Origin of the sequence: Tardiphaga sp. 42S5 (assembly GCF_034044155.1) — a bacterium.
In the GTDB taxonomy this organism is placed as follows: domain Bacteria; phylum Pseudomonadota; class Alphaproteobacteria; order Rhizobiales; family Xanthobacteraceae; genus Tardiphaga; species Tardiphaga robiniae.
On the sequence record NZ_CP139027.1, the window covers coordinates 4,038,017 to 4,057,533 of the forward strand.

The window sequence follows — 19,517 nt, forward strand, 5'->3', positions numbered from 1 at the left end:
TAAGGGCTGTGCGATCACCGCTTACCCCTTAATCACCTGACCCTGATGACAAAATCACCTAATCCTGCCGGCTTGAAGACAGCCGCCATTATCGTTGCCGCTGGCCGCGGCCTCCGCGCCGGCGCCGGTGGACCGAAGCAATATCGCATGATCGGAGGCCGCAGCGTTATTTCGCGGGCTATGGAGCCGTTCTGCAACCATCCCCAGGTCTTTGCGGTCCAGCCGATCACAAATCCCGACGACATCGCTGTTTTCAACGAGGCGGTCAGCGATTTGAGGTATCATGCTCCTGCCAATGGCGGTGCAACGCGTCAGGCATCGGTGCATGCCGGACTGGAAGCACTGGCGGATCATGCGCCGGACATCGTGCTGATTCACGATGCAGCCCGCCCGTTCGTGACCCCTGCCTTGATCGAGCGCGCGATTGCCGCGGCGCAGATTACAGGCGCTGCCGTGCCGGGCGTTGCCGTCACGGATACGATCAAACAGGTCAACGAGGCCGGTCACGTGGAAGCGACGCCGGACCGTGCGCGCTTACGCAGCGCGCAGACGCCGCAGGCATTTCGTTTCGATGTCATCCTAGAGGCGCATCGTCGTGCTGCAAAAGAAGGCCGCGATGATTTCACAGACGATGCCGCGCTCGCCGAATGGGCGGGATTGACCGTGGCAACCTTTGAAGGCGATCTTGCAAATATGAAGCTCACGACTCCCGAAGATTTCATTCGCGAAGAAGCGCGTCTCGCAGCCTCGCTCGGCGATATCCGCATGGGCACGGGCTATGATGTCCACGCCTTCGGCGATGGCGATCACCTGATGATCTGCGGCGTGCGCGTACCGCATACGCGCGGCTTCCTTGCTCACTCGGATGGCGACGTCGGTCTGCATGCACTGGTCGATGCGATTCTGGGCGCGCTTGCCGATGGCGATATCGGTTCCCACTTCCCGCCGACCGATCCGCAATGGAAGGGCGCTGCGTCCGACAAGTTCCTGAAATACGCAGTCGATCGCGTCACCGCACGCGGCGGCCGCATCGCCAATCTCGAAGTGACGCTGATCTGCGAGCGGCCCAAAATCGGTCCGCTGCGCGATGCGATGCGCGCGAAGATCAGCGAGATCTCCGGTGTGGCATTGTCACGCGTCGCGGTGAAGGCGACCACCAGCGAACGTCTCGGCTTCACCGGCCGTGAAGAAGGTATCGCCGCGACTGCGGCTGCTACCATTCGCCTTCCCTGGATGGACTGACATGGCAGCGAGCGACGCACGAGCCCTCTCCCGCGCGCTGCTCGATCTCTGCCGCAGCCGCAAGCTGACGATCGCGACCGCTGAGTCCTGCACCGGCGGCCTTGTCGCTGGCGCACTGACCGAAATTCCCGGCTCGTCCGACGTGATCGATCGCGGCTTCGTCACCTATTCCAATGCCGCCAAACACGCGATGCTCGGCGTCAAGACGGCGACGCTCGACAGCTTTGGTGCGGTCAGCAAAGAGACGGCGATCCAGATGGCCGTCGGCGCTTTGGAAGAAGCCGACGTTGACCTCGCAGTGTCGATCACAGGCATCGCAGGTCCCGGCGGTGCCACGCCGGGCAAGCCGGTCGGCCTCGTGCATTTTGCTGTGGCGTCGCGTGACGGCCGCATCGTCAACAAGGAATGCCGCTTCGGCGCCATCGGCCGCAGCGCGGTGCGTCAGCGCTCCGTGCTTGAAGCTCTGCGGATGCTGATGGAATTGGCACGTGGGCCACAGCCGCCGGCCAAGAAGCGCGAAGCTGCGAGTCTCGCGCGCCCGCGCGTGGCGCGTTCGCCGCGACGGACCGCCGTCAAACGACGCAGGCCGACCGCGCCACTAAAAAAGCCGACGACTAAGAAGTAGACGGAACGCCCGAGACGCGCGGGCTGCGATAAACTTCGTCCGCGCGCTTCTCGAAGGCTACAGCAAAGCGCTGGAATGCCGCGTCGAACATCGTGCCCATCAGCATCGCCAGCATGCGGCTCTTGAATTCATAGGCAATGAAGAAGCCCACATCGCATTCCCCGTCATCTGCCTTCGGCTCGAAGGTCCAGCGGTTTTCGAGATTGCTGAACGGACCGCGCAGATATTCGACCATGATCTTCAGGTTCGGCCGATCCAGCGTCACGCGGCTGGTGAAGGATTCCTGGACCAGCTTGAACGACACGGTCATGTCGGCAACGATGACCTCGGTGCCATTCTCATGCGGCGTGCACTGGCGAATCTTCAGCGACTTGCACAACGGCACGAATTCCGGATAGCGCTCGACATCGGCGACCAGATCGAACATCTGGGAGGCGCTGTGACGCACGCGGCGCTTGTTGGCAAATCTCGGCATCGTCGCGTTCTCAGCGCGCGAGAGCGGCGCGCGCAGCCTGCAGCTTGGCAAAATCCTCGCCGGCATGATGCGACGAGCGCGTCAGCGGGCTCGCCGACACCATCAGGAAGCCCTTGGTGTAGGCGACTTTCTCATAGCCGCTGAATTCATCGGGGGTGACATAGCGCGACACCACGTGATGCTTGCGCGTCGGCTGCAGATACTGGCCGATGGTCAGGAAGTCGATATCGGCCGAGCGCATGTCGTCCATCACCTGCAACACTTCAGGGCGCTCCTCGCCGAGGCCGACCATGATGCCAGACTTGGTGAAGATGGTCGGGTCGAGTTCCTTGACCTTCTGCAGCAGGCGCAGCGAATGGAAATAGCGCGCGCCCGGTCGCACTGTCAGATAGCGCGACGGCACGGTTTCCAGATTGTGGTTGAACACATCGGGCTTCGCCGCGACGACGACTTCGAGGGCGCCCGGCTTGCGCAGGAAGTCAGGCGTCAGGATTTCGATGGTGGTCGTGGGACATGCCGCGCGGATCGCACGAATCGTCTGCGCAAAATGTTCGGCACCGCCATCGGCGAGATCGTCGCGGTCCACCGAGGTGATCACCACATGATGCAGGCCGAGCTTGCGCACGGCTTCGGCGACATGCTCGGGCTCCATGCCGTCGAGCGCGTTTGGCATCCCCGTCTTGACGTTGCAGAACGCACAGGCGCGGGTGCAGGTGTCACCCATGATCATGAAGGTGGCGTGTTTCTTCTGCCAGCACTCGCCAATATTCGGGCAGCCGGCTTCCTCGCACACGGTAACGAGGCCGTTTTCCTTGACGATCTTGCGGGTGTCGCCATAGCCACGGCTGGTCGGCGCGCGGACCCGGATCCAGTCCGGCTTCGGCGGCGAGAACGAATCCGGCCGATTCACTTTTTCAGGGTGACGCGGGCGGAGCGGTGTGGTGGAAACGGTATCGAGGACGACGACCATGAACTGTCCGTTCTGAGTGAAGCCTTAGGTAATCCGCCGGGCCCTGTCCTGCAACCCGCCCTCGCCTTGCCCGGCCCTGCATCGTAACATAGCAGGCAGAATGGCTCCAAAACCTCACCAAATCCCCCAAAAGCTCGGCAAGGCACTCAAACGCAGCTTTTTCGCGCGGAGCGTGCACGATGCGGCGCCCGAACTGATCGGGGCGACGCTCCTGGTGGACGGCATCGGTGGCGAGATCGTCGAGGTCGAGGCTTATCATCACACCGAGCCCGCGGCCCATTCCTTCAACGGGCAGACGCCGCGCAACCAGATCATGTTCGGGCCGCCCGGCTTTGCCTATGTCTACCGCTCCTACGGTATCCACTGGTGTGTGAACTTCGTCTGCGAGGCCGAGGGGTCGGCCAGCGCGGTGCTGATCCGGGCCCTGCAACCGACCTTCGGGATTGGCGAGATGCAGCTGCGACGCGGGCTGCAGGATGAGCGCCTGCTGTGCTCCGGACCTGGCAAGGTCTGCCAGGCGCTGGGGATCAGCATCGCGCATAACGGGCTGGCTTTGGACAAGCCGCCGATGGCGATCCATGCGCGGACGGGGACGCCTGACATCGTCGCCGGCATCCGCATCGGCATCACCAAGGCCGTGGAATTGCCGTGGCGTTATGGGGTGAAAGGCTCGCGTTATCTCAGCAAGCCGTTTGCGAGGTAATTATAGCGCCGTCATGCCCGGGCTTGTCCCGGGTATCCACGCCTTGGCCACTACTAGCACGGAAGACCTGGATGGCCGGGACAGCCCGGCCATGACGAACATTGAGACTTGTGGCAGTCGCGGAATTGCGCCGCTCACACCGCGTTCTTGAGCCGCTCCAGCGCTTCCAGCGTCTTGGCCTTGCGGGCCTCGGCTGCCTCGCGCTTCTCGCGCTCTTCCTCGACGATCTCTTCCGCGGCGTTGGCGACGAATTTCTCGTTGGAGAGTTTGGCGTCGGCGCGCTTGATGTCGGCTTCGGCTTTCACCAGTTCCTTGTCGAGACGCGTCTTCTCGGCGCCGAGATCGATCACACCCTTCAGCGGCAGCGCTGCGACCTCGCCGCGGATCAGGAGCTGCACGGCGCCCTGCGGCGCGACTTCGGCGAAGGATATGTCGCCGAGACGAGCGAGGCGCTTGACGACATCGCTCCAGCGCTGGGCACGGGCTTGAGTTTCCGCAGAAGCGCCGGCCAGCACCAGTGGCGTCAATGTTGCCGGCACGATGTTCATCTCGGCACGCACCGAACGAACCTCCGTCACCAGGTCGATGACCCAGCCGATTTCGGCTTCGGCGGCGTCATCCTTGAAATCGGCGACCGGTTCGGGATCTCCCATCAGGATCGGCGCGACGATCGGATCGCTCGCGGCGGTCGCGATGATCAGCGCTTCCTGCTCGCGCGTCAGGCCGCTCACCTTGCGCGACCACGGCGCCAGCGCCAGCAGACCGTCGCGCGGCGCCGTCACGGCCCAGAGTTCTTCCGTGATGAACGGCATGAATGGATGCAGCAGCTTCAGGATCTCGTCGCGGGCCCAAGCGACCATCGCGCGGGTTTCGGTCTTGGCCGGACCGTCCTCGCCCATCATGAATGGCTTGGCGAGTTCGAGATACCAGTCGCAATACACGTTCCAGACGAAGCGATAGGCCGCGCCCGCCGCATCGTTGAAGCGATAGGCTTCGATGGCTTCGGTGACTTCGCGCGTTGCCTTCACGGTCTCATGCGCGATCCAGCGGTTGAGCACTTCCTTGGCCTTGGTCGGATCGAAGCCCGCCGGCAACACGCACTCGTTCATCTCGGCGAAACGGCAGGCATTCCAGAGCTTGGTCGCGAAGTTGCGATAGCCTTCGACGCGCTGGGTCGCGAGCTTGATGTCGCGGCCCTGTGCGGCCATCGCAGCCAGCGTAAAGCGTAGCGCGTCGGCGCCGTACTGGTCGATCAGGTTCAGGGGATCGATAACGTTGCCCTTCGACTTCGACATCTTGGCGCCCTTCTCGTCGCGGACGAGGGCGTGGATGTAGACGGTCGGGAACGGCACGTCCTTCTTGAAGTGCATGCCCATCATCATCATCCGGGCGACCCAGAAGAAGATGATGTCGAAGCCGGTGACCAGCACATTGGTGGGATAGTAGCGATCCACATCGACCGAGCTCTGCGGCCAGCCCAGCGTCGAGAACGGCCACAGCGCCGACGAGAACCAGGTGTCGAGCACGTCTTCATCGCGCGTGATGAAGCCCTCGCGCTTCGCCGGATCGAGCGCCATATCGTGGCCCTGCTCTTCCGTGATTACCTCCTGCTCGACATAATAGCCGAGCGCGTTGCCGACCGCTTCTTCCTCGGTCTCGGCGACGAACACTTTGCCATCCGGGCCATACCAGGCCGGGATCTGATGGCCCCACCAGAGCTGGCGCGAGATGCACCATGGCTGGATGTTCTCCATCCACTCGTAATAGGTCTTTTCCCAGTTCTTCGGCACGAACTCGGTCGCGCCGGTGCGCACAGCGGCGATCGCCGGCTGCGCCATGGTCTTGGCGTCCACGTACCACTGGTCGGTCAGATAGGGCTCGATGACGACGCCGGAGCGATCGCCATGCGGCACCATATGCGTGTTGGGCTCGATCTTCTCCAGGAAGCCGAAATCTTCCAGCCGCTGCACGATGGTCTTGCGCGCCTTGAAGCGCTCCATGCCATGCAATTCTTCGACCAGCTCTGACGCTGCGACCGGCAGGCCGCGCAGATAGTCCTCGTTGTCGGCGAGTGCGAGCTTGCCTTCGATATCGAGGATGCTGATGCGTGCAAGGCCGTGGCGGTTGCCGACTTCGAAGTCGTTGAAGTCGTGCGCCGGCGTGATCTTCACCGCGCCGGAGCCCTTCTCCGGGTCCGAATATTCATCTGCGACGATCGGGATCAGGCGGCCGACCAGCGGCAGAACCACGTTCTTGCCGATCAGATGCGTGTAGCGTTCGTCATCCGGATTCACGGCGACGCCGCTGTCGCCGAGCATCGTCTCGGGACGCGTGGTCGCAACGGTGATGAACGAGGTCGGATCTTCCGGATCGAAGTTCTTGCCTTCGAGCGGATAGCGCAGATGCCAGAGGTTACCCTTGACCTCGACCTGCTGGACTTCGAGATCGGAAATCGCCGTCAGCAGCTTCGGATCCCAGTTCACAAGGCGCTTGTCCTTGTAGATCAGGCCCTCGCGGTGCAGCTGCACGAACACCTTGATGACGGCCTCGGACAGGCCCTCGTCCATGGTGAAGCGCTCGCGCGACCAGTCGCAGGAGGCGCCAAGGCGCTTCAACTGATTGACGATGACGCCGCCGCTCTCGGCCTTCCACTTCCAGACGCGTTCGAGAAATGCCTCGCGTCCCATGTCGCGGCGACCGGGCTCCTGGCGCTCCATCAACTGGCGCTCGACCACCATCTGGGTCGCGATGCCCGCATGGTCGGTGCCGGGCTGCCACAGCACGTCGCGGCCGCGCATGCGCTCGAAACGACAGAGCACGTCCTGCAAAGTGTTGTTGAGGGCGTGGCCCATATGCAGCGAACCGGTGACGTTCGGCGGCGGGATCACGATCGTATAGGGCTCAGCATCCACCCGGTCCGCGCGGCCCGCCTTGAACGCGCCTTCGGCTTCCCAGGCAGCGGCGATGCGGGTCTCGATATCGGCGGGCTGATAAGTCTTTTCGATCATGACAATTCAATCAAATCAGGGGGTTTTGGCCACGATTTTGAGGCCTGGGGCGAACGCAGGAAGCCGATGGCGCTAGAAACCCGCCAGCGCGGCTCAAGTCAACATATAGGGCTGTTTAGCCACCCCGGAGGGCCAAACGAAGGCCCCGAAAGGCCGTCGTTGCTTGTCTCGCGGGCCTAGCGGCCGCCGCCGCGTGAGACGCGCTCGATCTCAGCCTTGACGATGCGCTCGACGAGGCCCGGCAGGTTGTCGTCCAGCCAGGACTTCAGCATCGGACGCAGCATCTCCTTGACGAGATCCTCAAGGGTCCGCGCGTTGTTGCTCAGGACCGTATTGGCCAGCGCATTGAAGGCCGACTCCACGGACGACACGGTGCTGTGCGACAAGATCTGCTGCTGTGGTGCGACGGGCGGCGGATCATAGGACGGCGGGTCGAAGCGCGGTGCGGGCCGTTGGCTGCTGGCAGCAACAGCTTCGGCGAATTCGAGGTCGTCATCCGGCTCGACATGCTGGAATGCGGGTTCCGGCTCGGGGGCGGCGACCACCATCTCGTCGGTCAGTTCGAACACATCACCGTCGGGCTGCGCCGGGCGCACCTCTTCCTCGGTGGTGGCGGCTTCCAAGCTGGCCAACATCGCGTCGATGTCGTCCTGGCTGTTGGAGGCAGCAGGCTCCGGCGGCGGTGGCGCGGGCTTCGGGGCTGGCGGCGGTGCTTTGGCGGCAGCAGCCTGCGCGGCAGGAATCGCCGACGGCGGGATGTCTGTCATCACAGCAGGCTTGGCTGCAGGAGCCGGCTTGGGCGGCGGCGGAGGAGCAACTTCGGCGACGGCCGGCTTCGCTTCGTCGTCGGCGATGATACGTCGGATCGACGCCAGAATCTCCTCCATCGAGGGCTCCTGGACCTTTGCAGGTTGCGTCATGTCCGACTCCGCATCATCAACGCTCTCGTCAATATTTTACACCAGACGAGGCTGAATTTGCGGGTTGTCGTTTTGACGACCGTTCGATTCAGCGCGCAAGCCTGACTTGTCCCCAAGATCAAGCGACGCCTGACCACCAACTGTCGCGTGGGAAATGCCCAAGGAATTAGGAGAGGCATTCCGAATCGCTAAGCCAGCAATGCAAACGGTACGTCATCGGACAAATTGATTGCAAGCAAAGGGCCGCACAAGCGGCCCTTTCGACACGATATCAGGTGATATCCGAGCGCGTTAGCGTCCGTCGGGCGTACGCACGCCGACCCAGCTATCGCGCACCTGATGATAGTGCACGCTGGGGTCATACACATTGGTGTTCAGCTTCATCACCATCGGTGACAGACGGCCAACTGCGTTGAGCACCGAGTATGATGCCACCACACGATCATGCTGCGCCGTGACAAGTGCGACGCGCGCGTTCACCAGCGCCTGCTGGGCATTCAACACGTCGAGCGTGGTGCGCTGGCCGGCCTTGGCTTCTTCGCGAACGCCGTTCAGCGCAATTTCGGAAGCCTGCACCTGTGCCTGTGCGGACGAGACCTGCGCCCTACCTGCCAGCAACTGCCCCCAAGCCTGCACGACGCTCGCGCGCGCCTGATCGCGCGTCTGGTCGAGAGCGAGGCGCTGCTGCGCGAGCGTTTCCTTGGACTGACGGATCAGCGAATATTCGCCGCCGCCCTGGTAAACCGGGACCGACACCTGGGCGATGCCTGATGCCGTCAGACCGCGCGGCTGCGAGATCGACTGTTCCCAACCCTGCTGGATGTTGGCCGTCAGCGTCACTGTTGGAAACAGTGCGCCTTCGTTGACCTTGGTGTTCAGGAAACTGATATCGACCCCGAACATCGCTGCGGTCACGCTCGGATTTTCAGTGAGGCCGAGCTCGATAGCGGCAGGTAGCGTGGCGGGCAGAAAGCGGTCGACTGGCGAACCTGCCTGCAAAGCCACCGGCTCGTTGCCGATAATGCGGCGGAAATTCGAGCGCGTGGTGGTCAGCGTCGATTCGGCGCTCAGCAACTGCGTACGGCCGGCGGCGAGCTGCGCCTCGGACTGCGCCACGTCGGTGCGGGTGACTTCGCCGACATTGAACCGGTCGCGGGTCTGCTTCAGCGTCTGCTCGAGCACACGCACGTTGCTGCGCTGAACCTCGACGGTGGCTGCGTCGCGCAGGTAGTCCATGTAGATAGTTGCGGCGGAAAGCAACACTGACTGTTCCAGCACGCGCAGGCCTTCGCGTGCGGACGATACCTGGCTTTCGGCAGCTCGGGTACGGTTTGCAGTCTGCTGGCCGTTGTACACATTCTGGGTGATGGTCGCGCCAACGGCGCGGGGAACCTGCACGCCGTGAATTGCGGTCGCAGTACCTGCAATGCTGTTGACTGCGTCCGTGTACTGATAGCCGCCGCTTGCGGTGATAGCGACCCTTGGCCGATAACCCGACAAAGCCTGCGGCACGTTCTCGTCAGTGACGCGCACCGAAGCGCGCTGGGCATTCAATTGAGGATTGTTCTGATAAGCGCGAACCAACGCCGCTTCGATCGTGTCAGCCAGAACGGGTGACGCTCCGGCAAATGCCAGCAAAAGGGCCGCAGCTGCAGCACCGGTGAGAGCTTTTACGCCGCCCATTCTTGGTAATCCATTCATGCCGTTCACTGATCCGGGCGCACACTTATGGCGACCGAACAGATGATGTCCGTTAGCGAGTCTCCACTCACCATATTCCGCGCATTGGCGAGACGGAACCTCTCGTGGAAACTTGACAGTGAAAACTTGGCGAATGGGACATCCAAGCCACACTTGTAATTAACGCTGGCGATATTAGCGGTGCCCCGATGCCCGATAAGGCGGACATCAGCCCTAGAAAACGAATGCCGGGAGCTTTTCCATGCCCGGCAGAACCGGTGCGGTAGCATCGAACAGGGGGCGGGAGCCAAAATCCTCGTGGGAATGGGTCACGATAACGGCGCGGGCGGGCTTGGTCAGGGCGAACACGCCCACAAGTTGCCCGCCGGGGGCCAGCTGCTTGTAAAGCCCGGTCGGGACGACTTCCGTCGCGCCGGCCAGAACGATCAGATCATACGGGCCGTTCGCGGCATCGCCATCAGCCGCCATGCCGGCCGCGCTGGTGACCTGCCCGGCAAACTGGGCGATCACGGCGGCCGCATAGCCCGTGGGGCAACCAACCACCAGAACCTTGTCGGTCGCCTTTACGTCGGAGGCCTGCAGCATCCGCGCCAGCACCACCGGCTTGATCAGAAAGCGATTCGGGGCGACTTCGAGGTCGAGGTCGAGATAGGCGATGGCGCGCTGGCTGGCAGGAACGAACTCCTCGCGCGGCACCGCAAGCATGGCGTCGATGATGCGCAAATCGGTGACGTCGCTGGGACGCACCTGACCATCAACCATCTTCTGGCGTGCGGTCGAAAAGTCGGACATGAGCAATCCCTTGCAAACGGCTGGAAGTTCCTTTTGCAGGAATTACGGCAGCGCACAGCGGGATGCAAGGTTCGTAAAAACACAGCAGCCAACGCGCTATCGAGGCGGTCCCGAGTGCGGTTTCTGGCAGCCATTTTTGCGGAAGGATGTTTGGCTCCCCGGGCTGCAGTCCTTCTCGGTACCGGTGCTCTGCGCAAAATCAGTAACTTACTATAATTGCTTGAGAATGTAGTCTAAGATTGGTGTAGTTAGGGTCCAACAAAACGTCCAACAATTCGTCGACGACCACAGAAACTGCGTCCCGAAGCGCAGCGTTTGAGCTTCGGCCATCCGACGGTGCCAGAGCATTAGGTTGGTCGGACGATAAAACCGTGTTTGTTCGCCAACGCAGCTAGGGCAGCTTTAAGCTTCTTGAATCGTGACCCACTGGCAATGACGGGATTGGCCTCAATTTGGCAGTGAGCCAAATTGTCCGGATCGGGTGGTGAATTCTCAACCGGGCGATGAATGGCATCAACCGAATGTTCCCCCGACGGCGAACCATTGATGATGATCGGAATGTTGCAAGATTGACGGACGTCTGCTGTCAGGACTTTAGCGACTCCCGCAGTCTGAGTTTGACGAGCGTCTGCGGGATCTATCCTAATTGACGAGCGATCAACCGACGGCTGCATGCATCGATCGTCAAATGCAGCTTGGGAAAAGTATACTCGCCCATCTTGCTCGGAATAGTCATTCGAGTTCGCTCTAATTGAGCGATATAACTCCTCAGCGTCTTCGACAGGCGTGGGATCCATTGTGTGGTTAAGAACGCAGCCGGAGCCACGTTGTAGCGAAGGACCAGTTAGTTAGCTGCCCCGACTGCATTTCGTTGTCCATATTGGGACCCCAGACCTCAATATATTCTGCGCCCTCGTCGCTAAAATAGAGCGTCAAGTTTCTTTCTTTGTGCCACCACTCGAACACGACTTCCCCGGCCTCGGTCGAAGAGATGTGCGGCCGCTTCCATCCGCCCAACTTTGTAGCTCGTTCGAATGCGTGACCGAGCCATTCAGATGCTAACTCGACCGCCGCCTGCGTCGGAACCCTGACATCGCCAACCATAAGACTAGCGATAGTGTTTCGCCCCTGATCCAAGTCGAATGTTGAGAGGCCGTGGGCCGGGCGCGAACCGATTTTCGAAGAAGCAAGTGGGCTAGCATCAGCGAACAAAGGCCCGACGTTATCAAACACCAGGCGCGGCGAATTAGGAGTTGAAACGGCCGGTATCATTGAATCAACTTTCTGATTTCGTCAGTAATGCAAGCCTCGAAAATCTCGTCCTTGCAGTCGCCAAGTCGCTCTAAAATACCAAAAACTTCGTCGATCGAAATCTTGCGCTGAACAATAAAATCAATGTCTAGCATAATGGCGTTCGGCCCAGGTGCTGGAGGCGCACTGTACAATCCCAAGATCGTGAGAGCATCAGGATCTACTTGGGGCATCGGAAGTTGGAGCTGCATAAATAGGGATCGAGCATCGGAAGGCAACGAATCTGGCAACGTGGGGTAGAAGTTTAAGCACTTCGCCAGTCGAATGTCACCAGATGGCAGCGGAAGGCGATTGATCATGCGCACAGCAACACGATTCGCCCAGCGTGGGGCCAGCGCACTCTGGTAGGCCTTCCAATACCCCATGGCTTCTGAACTGAACGTCAACCAGTCTGAGTATGGTGGGAGATGGCTGTAGCTGAAGCCATTAGTTTTGAGTTGCAGAACCCTGCCCGGCCGATCCAACCGATAGCCCACAATCATTTGTTCGTTTAAGAATTCCGGCTCTCGATCCGCAGCAACTTCGAAGCCCATTTGAACTTGGTGTAAGGGCAGTCTAGTTGGGAATACAGCACTCAGGCTGTCAGCCAAGGCCTCAACTTCCTCCCGCATGATCGCGCTATCCTCGACCTGAATATCGATCAACGCCTCCACCACCGGAGCGTTGTCGTAGTGCTTCCGTGGTCTAGGAGCGGTCATTCGAATCGATTTCCATGCGGTTCTGCTACGGTGAACCGCTCAAATTAACACTTTGCAAAAAGCTTAGACTGGCAACGCGCACCGAAACAAGCAGCGACGTGGGGCCGAGCAGTTAGTTGGACTTGTCTTCGGGGGGCGTGCTCGCAAAAGCCAAGCTTTTACGTCCAACAAAACGTCCAACATTTAGGGAGTTGCGAACGCAAGCCATTGAGGTTGCAAGATTTTTTCGCCACAAAATAATTGTGGCTCCCCGGGCTGGATTCGAACCAGCGACCATTCGATTAACAGTCGAATGCTCTACCGCTGAGCTACCAGGGAACGTGCGAAGCTTGTTCGCAGGCCGCAGCGTATAACAAAGCGATCCGCGCTTGGAAAGCAGGAAATGCAGCTCGTCGCACAGCAATCGCCAATCCGGGAAAACTCAGAAAATGCCTGATGTTACGGGATCTTCTTGAGGTGTGGCTCGTTCCTGTCGGGACCACGCCGCGTGCGGGCGAAGAATAATCTTTCCAACCGTGTCGCTATTTAGTCTTATTGCACCGCAAGACTGGCCGTTGCGACGTTGAACAAATTCCGAATCGAACGAGGTGACCGATGCCAGCCACGCACACCGACCGCGCGCTTCCGACCGACCTCAACTCCCTGCCCTTTATCAGCGATGACGAATGCGTCACCCGGCTCGCCGAAGCCGTCGAGGCGCATGACAGCGATCACCTCGATGAGGTGGCGCTCCTGATCGGGCGCCTCGCGGTGCCGATCGAAATCTAGCGAATCACGTCGCCCGGGGCCTTTGTCTCCGGGATTACGTCCCGGGAATCACATTCCGACGCCGAGGAAGTCTCGCATCAGGTCGGGACTGGCGTTGAGGTCGGCCGGCGTGCCTTCGAACACCACGTGGCCGTTATTGAGCCCATAGACGCGGTTGGCGAAACTCAATGCCGCCGCAACGTTCTGCTCGACCACAATCATGGTGCGGCCCTCGGCGGCGAGATTGCGTGAGACCTCGACGAGATCACGCACGATCAGCGGCGCCAGGCCTTCGAACGGCTCGTCCAGCAGGATGATGCGTGCATCACGGATCAACGCGCGGGCAATCGCCAGCATCTGCTGCTCGCCGCCCGACAGCGTGCGTCCGGCCGATTTGCGGCGCTCCTTGAGGCGCGGAAACACGTCGTAGATGCGATCGTAGGACCAGGCATTCGGCGCCGTCAGCGCTGCGATGCGCAGGTTTTCCTCGACCGTCAGACCGCCAAAAATGGCGCGCTCTTCGGGCACCAGTTGAACGCCCATGCTGGCGATCGCCGAGGGCGGCAGGCCCTCGATGGATTTGCCGTCGAGACGGATATGGCCGCTGCGCGGCGACAGTACGCCCATGATCGAGCGCAGCGTCGTGGTCTTGCCGGCGCCGTTGCGGCCGAGCAGCGCGACCACCTCGCCCTGCTCGACCCGGATCGAGAGATCGAACAGCACGTGGGAATCGCCATACAGCGTATTGATCTTGTCGACTTCAAGCAGGCTCATGTGCGTGCAGCCCTCCCAGATAGGCGTCTTGCACGGCCGGATTGCGCCGGATCTCGTCGGCGGTGCCGTCCGCCAGCAGCCGGCCCTCATAGAGCACGGTGATGCGCTCGGCGAGTTCGAAGATGGCGTCGAGATCGTGCTCGACGATCACGACAGTGCGCGAGCGCCCGATGTCGCGAATGAAGGCGCAGGTCGCGATGCGTTCTGCCGGGCTCATGCCGGCCAGCGGCTCGTCCAGCAGCAATACGTTCGGGCTGGTGGCCAGCGCCATCCCGATTTCGAGCCGGCGTTTTTCGCCGTAGGCCAGAATATGTGCCGGCGTATCGGCGCGTTCGACGAGATTGAGCAGGTTCAGGATCGAGGCGATCTGCTCCTCGACGTCGGGAATGCTGCCGGCTCCGCGCAACAGGTCGAAGCGCATGGGGCCGCGACGGCGTGCCAGTGCCGCGATCCGCAGGTTCTTGCGCACCGACAGGTTGGGAAACAGCTGATTGAGCTGGTTGCTCTTGGCGATGCCGAGCTGCGCCGCGCGGCTGACGCCGACGCCCGTGATTTTCTCGCCGAACAACAGGACTTCACCGGAGGACGGGCTGACTTCGTCGAGCAGCATCTTGAACAGCGTGCTCTTGCCGGCGCCATTCGGGCCGATCACCGCATGGATCGAGCCACGGCGAACCTTGAACGAGACGCCATCGACGGCTTTGAGGCCACCATAGTGCCGCGCCAGAGACCTGGCTTCGAGTGCAATGTCGCTGTCGCCCGTCGTGGGCTCAGCAAGGGTCAGCCTGACATCCTTGGGCGGTGCCACGGGTTTGGTGATTGGATCTATATTGTGGGCTTCGATGGCTTCGGTTTTGGCCTCGGCCGCCCGTGCGGCAGCCAGATTACGGCGTTCGTTCCACCAATGGGCGATCTCGCCGCAGATGCCGCGGCGCAGCCCGATCACCAGAATGATGAAGGCGATGCCGAGCACCAGCTTCCATAGGATCGCAAAGCCCGGAATGAGCTGCAGATTGTCGCGCAGCCACAGCCAGACGGCCGCGCCGACCAGCGGTCCGATCAGCGTGCCGGCGCCGCCGACGATGGTCTGGACCACCAACTGACCGGACGTTTCTAGCGAGAACGCGTCCGGCGGCATGTAGCTCTGGAACGAGCCGAGCAGGCCGCCGGCCAATCCTGCATAGAGCGCGGCGATGACGAAGGCCGTCAGCTTGTAGGCCGGCACGTTATGGCCGAGCATTGCGACGCGACCGGTGTTCTCCTTTATTGCGAGCAGGATCGCTCCGACCGGCGAGCCGACGATGCGGCGCGCCAGCACATAGCCGAGAAAGAAGATCACCGCGAACAGGATATACATCGGCATGCCCGCGCTAATGCGGATCGCATTGGCGCCAAAGCCCAGTACCGGCACCGGCACGCCCGGAATGCCGTTTTCGCCACCAGTGAAATCCGACAGCGGCGAATTCTCGATGAAATAGGCCATCTGGCCGAAGGCCAGCGTGATCATCGTGAAATAGATGCCGATCCGGCGCACGGCGAACCAGCCGACGAACAGACCGAACAGACCGGCAGCGACCGTACCTATCGCCAGCGCCAGCCAGACGCTGTCGATGGTGTGGGACACCAGCAGATAGGCGCTGACAAAACCGCCGACGCCGAAGAATGCCGCCTGCCCGAACGACAACAGGCCGGTCAGGCCGAACAGGATATCGAAGCCGAGGCCGATCAGACCCCAGTTCAACACACGTGTCAGCAGATCGGTCGAGAAACCGAGATGCGGGAACACGATGGGTGCCACGATCAGCGTGCACAGCACTGCGAGTTCGGGAAGCCAGCCCCGCAAGCCGCCGGAACGAGGACGCATCATGCGCGGCCTTCCGAACCGAACAGGCCTTGCGGGCGCATGATCAGCAGCACCGCCATCAGTGCGTAGAGCATCACTTCCGAATAGGACGAGTTGAAAGCACTGGTCAGACTGATGATCTCGCCCGCGATCAGGCCGCCGATGACGGCACCCGGGAACGAGCCAAGGCCGCCCAGCACGATGACCACGAAGGACTGCGCCATGAAGTTGGCGCCCATATCCGGCGTCACCGCGACGACCGGCGCATAGAGCATGCCGGCAAGACCGACCGCGACGACGCCGATGGCAAACACCAGCAGGAAGGCGCGGCGCACATTGATGCCGAGAATGCCGACCATGCCGGGATTCTCGATGCCGGCACGCACCACAAGGCCCATCGAGGTGCGGTAGAGAACGAGATAGAGACTGAGCAGCAGACCCGCGATGATGGCGATCAGCTGCAGGCGATAGGTCGGATAGATCAGGAAGCCCATCTGGGTCGCGCCCTGCCCCCATGACGGCACCGGCACGCGCTGCGCGTTGCCGCCGAAGGCTGCGCGCACGCATTCGACGAGAACGATCCCGACACCGTAGGTGACGAGGATCTGATCCTCATGCGGCCGGTCGTAGAAATAACGGATGATGATGCGTTCCAGCAAGAAGCCGAGCACCAGCATGAAGCCGCAGCCGACCACGATCGCGAGCACGAATGACGAGGTGTATTGCAGCAGGACAAATGCGGCATAGGCGCCCACGGCGAACAGCGCGCCGTGAGCGAAATTGAGGACGCCAAGCGTGCCCAGGATGATCGTCAGACCGCTACTGACGAGCGCCAGCAGCGTGCCGAGGGCCAGGCCGTTGAAGGCCTGCGAGATGAGGACGGGCCAGCTTGGCATGATGATCCTTAGGTATAGGGGCCGAGCTTGCAGCCGAAGAAGTCGGGTGCATTCATCACGCTTTCGCCGTCGGCGATATCGACGATCTCGTAGAAGTCTTCCTTGTTCTTCATCTCGGACGGTTTCTTGCCGCGCAGGATCGGGATCGGCCGCACCATCTGGTGGTCTTCAGCGCGGAAATAGACCTTGCCGATGGTGGTCTCGTAAGGCTGCGCCTTCGAGTTCTCCATCGTCTTGATCACATCGACCGGATTGAACGTACCGGCGCGTTCGACCGACATCGCCCACAGATAGGTCTGCATGTAGCCGATATGCGCGCCCCAGCGCGGATAGTACTTGTTCTGCGCCACGAAGCTTTCGACGAAGGTCTTGGCGAGCGGATAGGTGTCCTGCAGGCCCCACCAGAAATCGCAGCTGCCATAGACGCCCTGCATCAGTTCTGCGCCGAGTTCCTTGTCCTGAAACGAGGACAGGTTCGGCACCACAAGCTTCATGCGCTTGAGCACGCCGAACTGTTCGGCCTGCTTGGTCGAAGCGACCGCATCGCCGCCGAAGGCGATGTTGACGAAGACATCCGCGCCGCTATTGGCGATGTTCAGCAGCGCCGACGAATAGTCGGTGGTGCCGAGCGGCACGACTTCCTTGGCGACCTGTTTCCAGCCCTGCTCCGCCGAGAACTTGGCGAAGCTGTCGTAAACGGTGTGGCCATAGGTGTAGTCGGGCACGAGGAAGGCCGACTTCACATTCTTGCCGAGTGCCTTGGCAACGACGGGCGCCATCGCTTTGGCGGCCATGTAGGCGTTCTGCTGCGAGCGGAAACCGTAGCGCTGGCAGTTCTTGCCGGTGATGTCGTTGGAGCCGGCGATGCCGACCATGTACAGCACCTTCTCACGCGATCCGAGTTCTTCGAGCGCAATGGCGCTGGCTGATGACACCGAGCCTGACACCATGATCGCCTTGTCGCGCTGGATGAACTGGGTGGCGCTCTGCACGTCGAGGTTGGGTTTACCTTCGGTGTCGGAGACCTTGTACTTGATCTGGCGGCCGAGCACGCCCTTGCCCTTGAGGCCCCACTTCTGCGCGATGTCGCCCCCAGCATTGATCTGCGCGATGGCCAGTTCATAGCCGAGCTTGAGGTCGCCGCCGTCACCTGAGAACACGCCGGTGAGCGGGATGGTCAGACCGACGAACACCGAATCCGCCGTGACGCCTTCCGGGAAAGTACCGATAGTGGCCGGCGATTGTGCGAAGGCGCTGCCTGGAAGCATGAGGCCGGCGGCAGTGCCGACTCCTCCGAGCAAAAGCTGTCGACGGTCAAACTGCATGACACACCCTTCTGGTTCGATCACCGCCGCCATTGGCTGGTGAGCTGCAATGGGGATTAGCCCCGGCGAAGTTGAGTTTCTGGAACAGGATGCCGTCGCAACTCTCGGTGCCTGCGAGATCATCGCAGGAGCCTCATTCATGGTCACTCGCTGAACCCGAAATACCGGCAGCGCTGCGTCCGCAAAGCGAGAGAGACGGATCGTTCTTTGTTACCGTCAGGCTAGGTTGCTTCGGATCGCACGGGGTATAGACAATCCTGCAAAGGGCCTTGCAGACTGGCTTTTCCACCGCGACATGGCGTCCCAGCAACGCACGCTGGCACAGCTCTTGCTGTTACTCCCGGATGGACAATTTCAAATCGCTCGATTGGGACGACCTCAAGGTCTTCATTCACGCGGCGCGCGGCGGCAGCCTTGGCAGTGCGGCCAAGCGCCTCCGGGTCGATCAATCCACCATCAGTCGCCGCATCGCGCATCTCGAGAGCACGCTGGGCGTGGCGTTGTTCGAGCGATTGCCGTCCGGATTGAAGGTCAACGAGACCGGCGACCGCCTGCTCTGCCATGCCGAGCGCATCGAGAGCGCCGTGATCGCCATGCGGGAAGACGTGCAATGCGGCGGTAGCCGTATGGCTGGCCGGGTCCGCCTTGCCACGATGGAGGGCATCGCCTCGCTCTACCTCGCCTACCGCTTCGTCGAACTGCGCAAACTGCATCCCGACCTGACCGTCGAACTGTTGACGTCACCGCAGAGCGTCTCAGTGAATCGTCGCGAGGCCGATCTGTTTCTGAGCTTCTTCCGCCCGACCGGTCAGGGCATGGTCTCGGAGCGTATCGGCTGCTTCCAACTTGGGCTCTATGCGTCGCAGAGTTACCTGGACGCACATGGCATGCCCAAGAGCGCATCCGAGCTCACGGAGCACTCCTTCGTCACCTATATCGACGACCAGATCCAGCTCGACTCCGTGCGCTGGCTCGATGACATCATCAAGAGCCCGCCGGTCTCGTTCCATTCCAACAGCATGTGCGCACAGATGAATGCTGCGGCGGGCGGTGTCGGGCTCGTACTGCTACCGAGTTTTGCGACTGCGCGTCGCCCCGACCTGATCCCGGTGCTGCACGACAAGCTGTCGACCACGCGCGAGCTGTGGATCAACGTCCATAACGATCTGCAATTCGTGCCGCGCATCCGCGCGGTATCGAGCTTCCTGAAGTCGACCTTCAAGGCGGATCCCCTGATGCAGGCCAGCACTAGGGGCCGCAAAATGCTGGATACGCTGCTGGAGACAGACACACCCGTTACAGCCCAGACAGTTTAATGTTACCGTCGACGATGCGTGATCGGCGTTCGCGAGCCACGCCATTGATCCAGTGAGGTAAACGTCTCGGTAACCATGACGGGTCTCCCGTGTGGATCGGTACAATTTGAACGATCCATTCAACAGCCCAACAAAGGCTTTGCGTCAGATTGCTCCCAAGACAGGGAGCTA

The 19,517-nt window shown here is 61.3% G+C and carries 16 protein-coding genes and 1 tRNA gene; 5 read left to right on the plus strand and 12 right to left on the minus strand.

Features of this window, described 5'->3' with window-relative positions; translation table 11 throughout:
* Positions 1–45 precede the first annotated feature (45 nt).
* Both SFY93_RS18750 and SFY93_RS18755 read left to right on the plus strand, forming a co-directional pair.
* Positions 46–1,242: a bifunctional 2-C-methyl-D-erythritol 4-phosphate cytidylyltransferase/2-C-methyl-D-erythritol 2,4-cyclodiphosphate synthase gene (locus SFY93_RS18750; protein WP_320444171.1), complete on the plus strand. Its 1,197-nt coding sequence runs from the start codon at positions 46–48 to the stop codon at positions 1,240–1,242.
* 1 nt (position 1,243) lies between these two features.
* A complete protein-coding gene (locus SFY93_RS18755) occupies positions 1,244–1,867 on the plus strand; it encodes a CinA family protein (RefSeq protein WP_093758557.1) in 624 nt (207 codons plus the stop codon).
* Here SFY93_RS18755 and SFY93_RS18760 read toward each other — a convergent pair.
* The gene (locus SFY93_RS18760; protein WP_320444172.1) at positions 1,857–2,342 is read right to left on the minus strand and encodes a type II toxin-antitoxin system RatA family toxin; all 486 of its coding nucleotides are present in this window, start codon (positions 2,340–2,342) and stop codon (positions 1,857–1,859) included. The two genes, SFY93_RS18755 and SFY93_RS18760, sit on opposite strands and share 11 nt — an antisense overlap.
* Before the next feature lie 10 nt (positions 2,343–2,352).
* Positions 2,353–3,312: a lipoyl synthase gene (gene lipA / locus SFY93_RS18765; protein WP_320444173.1), complete on the minus strand. Its 960-nt coding sequence runs from the start codon at positions 3,310–3,312 to the stop codon at positions 2,353–2,355.
* Positions 3,313–3,412: 100 nt separating this feature from the next.
* Here lipA and SFY93_RS18770 point away from each other — a divergent pair, with 100 nt between their 5' ends.
* Positions 3,413–4,015 (plus strand): DNA-3-methyladenine glycosylase, encoded by a 603-nt coding sequence (locus SFY93_RS18770; protein ID WP_320444174.1) that lies wholly within the window; start codon positions 3,413–3,415, stop codon positions 4,013–4,015.
* A 134-nt stretch (positions 4,016–4,149) separates the two neighbouring features.
* Here the strand turns inward: SFY93_RS18770 and SFY93_RS18775 are convergent, their stop codons facing one another.
* The 6 genes from SFY93_RS18775 to SFY93_RS18800 all read right to left on the minus strand — a co-directional run bounded on the left by SFY93_RS18775 (position 4,150) and on the right by SFY93_RS18800 (position 12,763).
* Entirely contained in the window at positions 4,150–7,023 is a 2,874-nt protein-coding gene (locus SFY93_RS18775; protein ID WP_320444175.1) for a valine--tRNA ligase, read from the minus strand.
* A 176-nt stretch (positions 7,024–7,199) separates the two neighbouring features.
* Entirely contained in the window at positions 7,200–7,943 is a 744-nt protein-coding gene (locus SFY93_RS18780) for a PopZ family protein (RefSeq protein WP_320444176.1), read from the minus strand.
* 291 nt (positions 7,944–8,234) lie between these two features.
* Complete coding sequence (locus SFY93_RS18785; protein WP_175369002.1) at positions 8,235–9,626, minus strand: TolC family outer membrane protein; 1,392 nt, start codon at positions 9,624–9,626, stop codon at positions 8,235–8,237.
* A gap of 231 nt (positions 9,627–9,857) precedes the next feature.
* Positions 9,858–10,436, minus strand: coding sequence for a protein-L-isoaspartate O-methyltransferase family protein (locus SFY93_RS18790; protein WP_309949038.1), 579 nt, complete (start codon positions 10,434–10,436; stop codon positions 9,858–9,860).
* 1,268 nt (positions 10,437–11,704) lie between these two features.
* Positions 11,705–12,445, minus strand: a complete 741-nt coding sequence (locus tag SFY93_RS18795; protein ID WP_320444177.1) for a TIGR04255 family protein — start codon at positions 12,443–12,445, stop codon at positions 11,705–11,707.
* A 243-nt stretch (positions 12,446–12,688) separates the two neighbouring features.
* Positions 12,689–12,763 (minus strand) — tRNA-Asn (locus tag SFY93_RS18800).
* A gap of 276 nt (positions 12,764–13,039) precedes the next feature.
* On the opposite strand from SFY93_RS18800, the gene SFY93_RS18805 reads away from it, so the two are divergent.
* On the plus strand, positions 13,040–13,213 hold the full coding sequence (locus SFY93_RS18805) for a hypothetical protein (RefSeq protein WP_170849674.1): 174 nt from the start codon (positions 13,040–13,042) through the stop codon (positions 13,211–13,213).
* A 48-nt stretch (positions 13,214–13,261) separates the two neighbouring features.
* On the opposite strand, the gene SFY93_RS18810 is transcribed toward SFY93_RS18805, so the two are convergent.
* Genes SFY93_RS18810 through SFY93_RS18825 form a run of 4 tightly spaced genes read right to left on the minus strand, consistent with a single transcriptional unit; the run spans position 13,262 to position 18,030 of the window.
* On the minus strand, positions 13,262–13,966 hold the full coding sequence (locus tag SFY93_RS18810; protein WP_320444178.1) for an ABC transporter ATP-binding protein: 705 nt from the start codon (positions 13,964–13,966) through the stop codon (positions 13,262–13,264).
* Positions 13,953–15,833 (minus strand): branched-chain amino acid ABC transporter ATP-binding protein/permease, encoded by a 1,881-nt coding sequence (locus SFY93_RS18815; RefSeq protein WP_414716931.1) that lies wholly within the window; start codon positions 15,831–15,833, stop codon positions 13,953–13,955. Before SFY93_RS18815 ends, SFY93_RS18810 begins: the two co-directional genes overlap by 14 nt.
* Positions 15,830–16,705, minus strand: coding sequence for a branched-chain amino acid ABC transporter permease (locus tag SFY93_RS18820; RefSeq protein WP_175368999.1), 876 nt, complete (start codon positions 16,703–16,705; stop codon positions 15,830–15,832). Before SFY93_RS18820 ends, SFY93_RS18815 begins: the two co-directional genes overlap by 4 nt.
* Before the next feature lie 8 nt (positions 16,706–16,713).
* Complete coding sequence (locus SFY93_RS18825) at positions 16,714–18,030, minus strand: ABC transporter substrate-binding protein (RefSeq protein WP_320444179.1); 1,317 nt, start codon at positions 18,028–18,030, stop codon at positions 16,714–16,716.
* A 344-nt stretch (positions 18,031–18,374) separates the two neighbouring features.
* On the opposite strand from SFY93_RS18825, the gene SFY93_RS18830 reads away from it, so the two are divergent.
* Entirely contained in the window at positions 18,375–19,346 is a 972-nt protein-coding gene (locus SFY93_RS18830) for a LysR family transcriptional regulator (protein ID WP_320444180.1), read from the plus strand.
* Positions 19,347–19,517 lie beyond the last annotated feature (171 nt).